The 6256-nt window shown below is 50.4% G+C and carries 5 protein-coding genes; 4 read left to right on the top strand and 1 reads right to left on the bottom strand.

The features are described 5' to 3' along the window. Positions 1 to 23: 23 nt before the first annotated feature. The 4 genes from AB1656_26735 to AB1656_26720 all read left to right on the top strand — a co-directional run bounded on the left by AB1656_26735 (position 24) and on the right by AB1656_26720 (position 4945). Positions 24 to 635 (top strand): prepilin-type N-terminal cleavage/methylation domain-containing protein, encoded by a 612-nt coding sequence (locus AB1656_26735; GenBank protein MEW6238994.1) that lies wholly within the window; start codon positions 24 to 26, stop codon positions 633 to 635. Between the two features lie 382 nt (positions 636 to 1017). After that, positions 1018 to 3546: a DUF2961 domain-containing protein gene (locus AB1656_26730; GenBank protein ID MEW6238993.1), complete on the top strand. Its 2529-nt coding sequence runs from the start codon at positions 1018 to 1020 to the stop codon at positions 3544 to 3546. 36 nt (positions 3547 to 3582) lie between these two features. Beyond that, complete coding sequence (locus AB1656_26725) at positions 3583 to 3954, top strand: cyclophilin-like fold protein (GenBank protein MEW6238992.1); 372 nt, start codon at positions 3583 to 3585, stop codon at positions 3952 to 3954. A gap of 76 nt (positions 3955 to 4030) precedes the next feature. Beyond that, positions 4031 to 4945, top strand: a complete 915-nt coding sequence (locus AB1656_26720) for an SMP-30/gluconolactonase/LRE family protein (GenBank protein MEW6238991.1) — start codon at positions 4031 to 4033, stop codon at positions 4943 to 4945. Positions 4946 to 5016: 71 nt separating this feature from the next. Here AB1656_26720 and AB1656_26715 read toward each other — a convergent pair whose 3' ends face one another. Further along, positions 5017 to 6081: a hypothetical protein gene (locus tag AB1656_26715; GenBank protein ID MEW6238990.1), complete on the bottom strand. Its 1065-nt coding sequence runs from the start codon at positions 6079 to 6081 to the stop codon at positions 5017 to 5019. Between the last annotated feature and the right edge of the window lie 175 nt (positions 6082 to 6256).

Genomic DNA, 6256 nt, shown 5'->3' with positions numbered 1-6256 from the left:
ATTGCCAATAGGAGGAAAAATCGATGAAGAAAGGATTTACCCTGATTGAATTGCTCATTGTTGTAGCCATCATTGGAGTGCTGGCCGCTATCGCCGTTCCCAATTTTCTGAATGCCCAGATGCGCGCTAAGGTGGCGCGCGTGGTTTCGGACATGAAAGCTGTAGCTATGGCGGAAGAACAGTACCGTCTCGATAAAGGACAGTATACTTTCGATGGCGATTGCAACATCGGCAGCGCGGAACATTTATCTTACTTGCCTCTGACGACGCCGGTCGCTTACATCAGCGCAATTCCTGCCGACGAATTCTGGGATCCCACTTCGAAATTCCAAAATCTCAATAGCATAAAAACGGGATTGCGTCCGGTATACGAATATACTTCCCGCGTCTCTTTTGGACCGAATGGCACACCCAACTGCAAAAATACGATAGCCTTATATAATATGTTGGCAAGATACGGCATTGAATATATCATGACTTCCGTCGGTCCCAACGGCGTACAAAACTACCCTTGGGGAGAAACGGGCGCACAAGGGCTTCACGATCAAAAAGCCGATTTTATTTATGAACCCTCCAACGGCCTGCGTTCCAGCGGCAACATCTTTGTCTTGAACAGCGTAATCATTGGCGGGTAACATCATCCGTCTGCCTAGTATTCAATGACATTTGATTTTGAACGTTGCATTGTTGAATAAGCCCCCTCACCCTAACCCTCTCCCGGATGGCGAGGGGACAATTTTAAATGTCAAGGAGTACTAGCAAAGTGTTGAATTTGCCTTTCTTGGGGTGGCCGATGAGGCCGCCCCATTTTATAATCTCATGTTACGCGCAATTAATAAGTTGAAGTTATCAAATAGAATCGCCGTTTCGAATCGCGAAAACACGAAACGAAAAAGAAAGACGCGAAAAAAAGAAAAATAGTTGGCGCATGGGCTTGCATCATGAAATGCTTTTTTTTGTGAAATCCAAAAGAATCCGCGATGTCCGTGATTCAAAAATTTCGTGAAAGTGGTTGTGATGGGGAGATTATTTCTTCTTTTTTTTCCCGTTTTTTTAATCTCTGCGGCGTTCGATTCCGCCTTCGGCGCGGAAGAAACGAAAATATCTTTTTCCACGCTTATCGACAAAACCTCGGATATCAACCGTCTCTTTCTTGATCCGGACGCCAAGGTCGAAATGTTCTCCAGTTACGATCGCCAGGGGGGTAACCGGGACGACGGCGGATTTTTACGCCAGGAAGGGGATTGGTACGTCATCGCGGAAATGCAAGGACCAGGAGCGATCACGCGACTCTGGTCCGCCAATCCCCAAGGAATGATCCGTATTTTCGTGGACAAGGGCGGAGAGCCTTTGATCCAACGATCGTTTCAAGATTTATTTCTCAACAAATTTAAACCATTCATCAAGCCGTTCGTCTATGCCGGATCCGATCCTTTAAGCGCCCATTGGTCTTACATTCCCATTCCCTATAAACAATTTTGCAAGATTGCGATCGATAAACTTTGCTTTTATCAAATTGAATACGAAACCTTTTCCAAAAACGCCCCCGTCGTCTCGATGGCCTATCCTATATCCAAAGAAGAGGAGACCCGCCTGGATAACGCGGCGAAAAATTTCGTAACGCCGGAAAAACCGCCAATCTTCACCGCCGACAATATCAAGGAACAAAAAATCAAAGCCACGATTCCCGCCGGAGAGACCATCGACCTGGCGACCATAACCGGCCCCGCCATTCTCCTGGGCTTTCGCATGAAATGGACGGAGGGAAGCGTGGAAATCGGCCGGGATTTAATGTTAAAGACGTTTTGGGATGAGGAGAAATATCCCAGCATCGTCTCGCCCGCCGGGGATTTCTTCGCCGACCGAGTTAAAACCCTGGCTTTAGGACAGGAAAAAAACGGATGGCGATTTTGTTATTTGCCCATGCCTTTCCATACCCAAGCGAGGTTTCAACTTACAAACGGCCATCTGCAAAACACCTATCAGGCGGAAGCGGTGCTGACGTACCAGGAAAAAGCCAACCTTCCTCAATCGCTTTCCACTTTCCACGCCTATTGGACTAGAGACAACGATACGCCGGTTCCACCGTTGACGCTCTCCGAAACGAACAATGAACCGGTCTGCGATCCATCCGAAAATTACACGGCATTATCCGCCAGAGGGCGCGGAAGCCTTATGGGAGTTTATATGGTGCGAACGCCGTCTCCGGAAAGCGACGCCATGATTTTCGTCGATCGTTTCTCTTTTCCCCCCTCGCTGCATGGCTGCGGCAAAGAAGGTTTCTTCGATCAGGGAGGAAGCGTCATTACATCAAACTGGCCTTTGGCGGCGGGCGCCTCCGATTTCAATGGAATGGATGCGATGCTGCGCCTTTTTTTACCCGCGCCGATACGTTTTTCCGAGAGCCTCGATCTTACCTTCGAGCATGGGACCGCCAACGCTTTGCGGCAAGATTATGCCTCGACAGTTTATTGGTATCAGGAAGAACCGCATCAACGCTTCTCCTGGCCTCTTCCTATCGGAGGCCGCTATTTCCGGAAATTAACGCCGATTCAATCCGTCATCCATTTTCAGGAGCGGCAAGGCGAACCGGAAAGCCCATTGGAAGCAGAAACGCTTTGGGGCGCAGCCAACGGCGGCGTCTTCGAATCCCAGGAAATGTTGGCCTATGGACCGGACTGGAGCCGGAATCAGCAGATCCGCTTTGAAGCCTTCAAGGAGGGCGCCTCATGCAGTTTCGATGCGCCGCCTTTGCTCTTTTCCGGATTGTACAAGTTGGAATGCGCATTAACCCATGCTCCCGACGGCGCGCAAATCGACTTGCGGGTCAACGGCGAGACCGTCTTGCCCGCTATCGACCTTTACGCCGAACATTACATGCTGAAACGCTATGTATCGCCTTTCCCATTATTCCTTCACACGTCGAGTCAGCCCCGCATAAGCGTTCACGTCTTGGGAAGCCATCCCGATGCGAAAGGACTAACCGTCGGAATCGATTATTTTCAATTCAAGCCAACGATTTTAACGCCGTCTTCCTTACTGGTGGATGGCCCCTTCGCGCTGAACGCCGATTCTTCAGATTATCCTGCGCAGAAAAAGATTGCAACGCAGGACGGCGATCCCCTTTTCCTTGGATACGCCAAGGAACCCCATAATGCATCCAGAGAAATCCTGCCGGATTCCAAAACAGCCTCTTTCAACCTGGGCGGACTTATCGCCGAAGCGAAATTGAAGGAAGGATTATGCTTCGTTACCTGGAAAATCAAAGCGGATTATGCGGGAATCTATAGATTTGAAGTCGCGCCGGAATCGTCCTCTCCATTTCTTCTTCGGCAAATTTCCGATAAAATGGAGATATTGCCCAAAACGATGTTATGGAACGGAATTTTGATTCATGGAGAAGACGCTTTCCGGTTTGATCCATCAACAAATCAGGCGCAATCCCAACGTTTTCATATCCCATTAGACTCTGGAGAGAGCCGGATTTCCTGGTTAGTCCGTTGCAACGCGGAAACTCGCATAACGCCCAAGCTATTTGGTCTTTGAGATCGCATCATCTTTATGATGGAGGGATCAAAAACCATGAAGATAAAAATCAGCGTTGGGGATGCAATTCTGGAAGCGGAATTGTCGAATAACGAAACCGCTAAAGCGATTTATAATGCCTTGCCTTTCGATCTTCCTTATAACGTCTGGGGCGATGAAATCTATTTCGGCGTCCCTGTGCGATTGGAACAGGAAGAAGGCCAGGAGATTATGGAAGCGGGCGATATCGCTTATTGGCCGCCCGGCCATGCTTTCTGCATTTTTTATGGAAGGACGCCTGCATCGATGGACGACCGGCCTCGCGCCGCCAGCAAGGTTACCCGCTTCGGAAAAATCATCGGCGATGCAACGGCGCTGCGCAACGCTCGCGGCGATTCCATTCTTGTCGAAAAATTCGAGGAAGCGTAAGATAGCCTTAGTCAGGTTCGCATCGCTCGATCTACAAAACATCGAAAAATTTTCGAAACATCGAAAGGACGATATCATGCGTTTATTCGCCTGCACGATCCTATTGGGAACATTAACGGTTGCTTTGACAATAACGGCTCCCGCCCTTAGCGCCGAAAACCTGTCAGACATCGCCGCCGCCGAAGCTGTTGCTCTAGCGGGAGGAATGAATTTTACGGAAGGGCCGGTATGGCATAAAGACGGTTATGTCCTCTTCAGCGACATCCCCGCCAATAAGATCATGAGATGGGACGCCAGCCAAGGTCTAAGCGTATGGCGCGAAAACAGCAATGGCTCCAACGGCCTCACATTCGACTGCGAAGGACGCCTTATCGCCTGCGAACACGGCGCCCGCCGCGTCAGCCGTACGGAAGCGGACGGTTCGATCGAAGTTATTGCAGACAAGTATAAGGGAAAAAGATTGAATAGCCCTAACGACTGCTGCGTTCGTTCCGACGGCATGATATTCTTCACCGATCCATCGTATGGCGTAAGACCGGAGGAGAAGGAACTATCGTTTCAGGGCGTATTCGCCGTCAAGCCGGGGAGTGAACCGATATTGCTGGCGGACGATTTCAATATGCCTAACGGCATCGCTTTCTCGCCGGACGAAAGCCTTATCTATATCTGCGATTCCGGACGGCAAGGCAACCGCGTGCGCGTCTTCAACGTGGAGAAGGATGGAACCTTGAAGAATGGAAAAATTCTCATCGATAATATCGGATCGCCAGATGGGATGAAGGTCGATGCGAAAGGCAACTTATATTTCGCTTCCAACGAAGGCCTCGCCATCTTCAATCCCACCGGGAACAAGATCGGCGTCATTAAAGCCGCGGAACAACCCGCCAATTGCGCTTTCGGCGGACCGGATAATAAAACGCTTTTCATCACGGCGCGAAAAGGATTTTACGCCGTCCGTTTAAAAATCGCGGGACAGCCAGTTTGGAAATGAACGCGAAGGATGGGCTGCGCTTCGCTTTGAATCCACTCTACGCATCTATCCCACGCGACAAATATAAGAATTCATGACAATTCATGAAAAACCAGCGCTTGCTCTGGATTTTCCAGCGCCTGCTGAACGATCTTCTTGATCTCGCCGACGGCGTTTTTCGCCAAAACCGCCATTCCGGAAGGGACGGTAACCGATATTATTTTTCTGGAAAAACGCGAAGATAAAGCTCCACTTATCTCCGCGAAGAAAGGCGGAACGGTTGTCCCTGGCGATGGCTTTGGTTCGACGGCGGCGACGATTTTCTTGGCGGCGAGTTCGCCGAGGAGGCTTTCGGCGGCGAAAGGCCGATAGCAGAGCAGGCGGTAGAATCCTTCTTCTCCCTCCTCGTTTTCCGGGACGAGAGAAATGACGGCAGCCTCTTCCTTTCCTTGGCCCCGGAAAGGCAACCCCTGCGCCGGAAGCGCATAACCAAGGGCTTCATAGCCTTCGCGCAGCATCTGCGGCAGGTCTTGGTAGAGATCGGCCAGAGTCGTTTTCTCTTTCTTCTTCTTCATGGAAGCGACGGCGTCTTCGAAACTCATCTTTTTGCTCGCGCGGGCGCTTTGCAATCCCGTCAATGGATTGCCCAGGTTCAGTTCTTCGCGGGGCGTAAAATCGCCCAAACTGTCATGCTGCAAGCGGGAATGCAAAACCAACGCGGGCAGGGTTAGTTTTTTTTCTTCGTAGAGATAATAAGCCAATGCGAGATGATCGTAGGCCTCTTGCAGCGTATGCGTATGGAAATGCAGCCACCCTGCGCCGTTGAATTGGAGATAGTTCCAATTCTCGGCGGTTTCATCGGGAACGCCGGAACGGAGAGCCAAAACGACGGCGGGAACCTTTTGTTGCGCCAGTTGAAGCAGCAGATCGTATGTTTGAATTAATTCGTAACAGGCGCAGAACAGCAGCGCATGTTTATTATCTCCCGCCTTGTCGGCGATGAAGGAGAGTCCCTTGCGGGCGGAATCGGCGTGTTTGAACTGAGTGGCGCCTCCCGAAGCCACGGCCATGTCGAAATAGATTTTTTTCAGCGCCGGAGTAAAGAGCACCCGGTCGAGGTTGGCTTGTTTGGCGATGAATTTCAATAAATTTTCCATGAATCATCCTCTGTTGGTATGATGAAAGATGAGCTCCCCTACTGAGGAAAGGCTCTCGGCGATTGCAACAATCCCGCCGTTGAAACGGCGGGCTATTATCGTTTGCCCCTTTAAAGGGGCACTTTAAAATAGCGCAGTCTTTCAAGGCTGGGATGACGACGGGGTGACGGGGCGA

It is taken from the genome of Candidatus Omnitrophota bacterium (genome assembly GCA_040755155.1).
GTDB lineage: Bacteria > Hinthialibacterota > Hinthialibacteria > Hinthialibacterales > Hinthialibacteraceae > JBFMBP01.
Note: the sequence above shows the minus strand (reverse complement) of the source record. Positions and strands in the feature narration are given on the sequence as shown.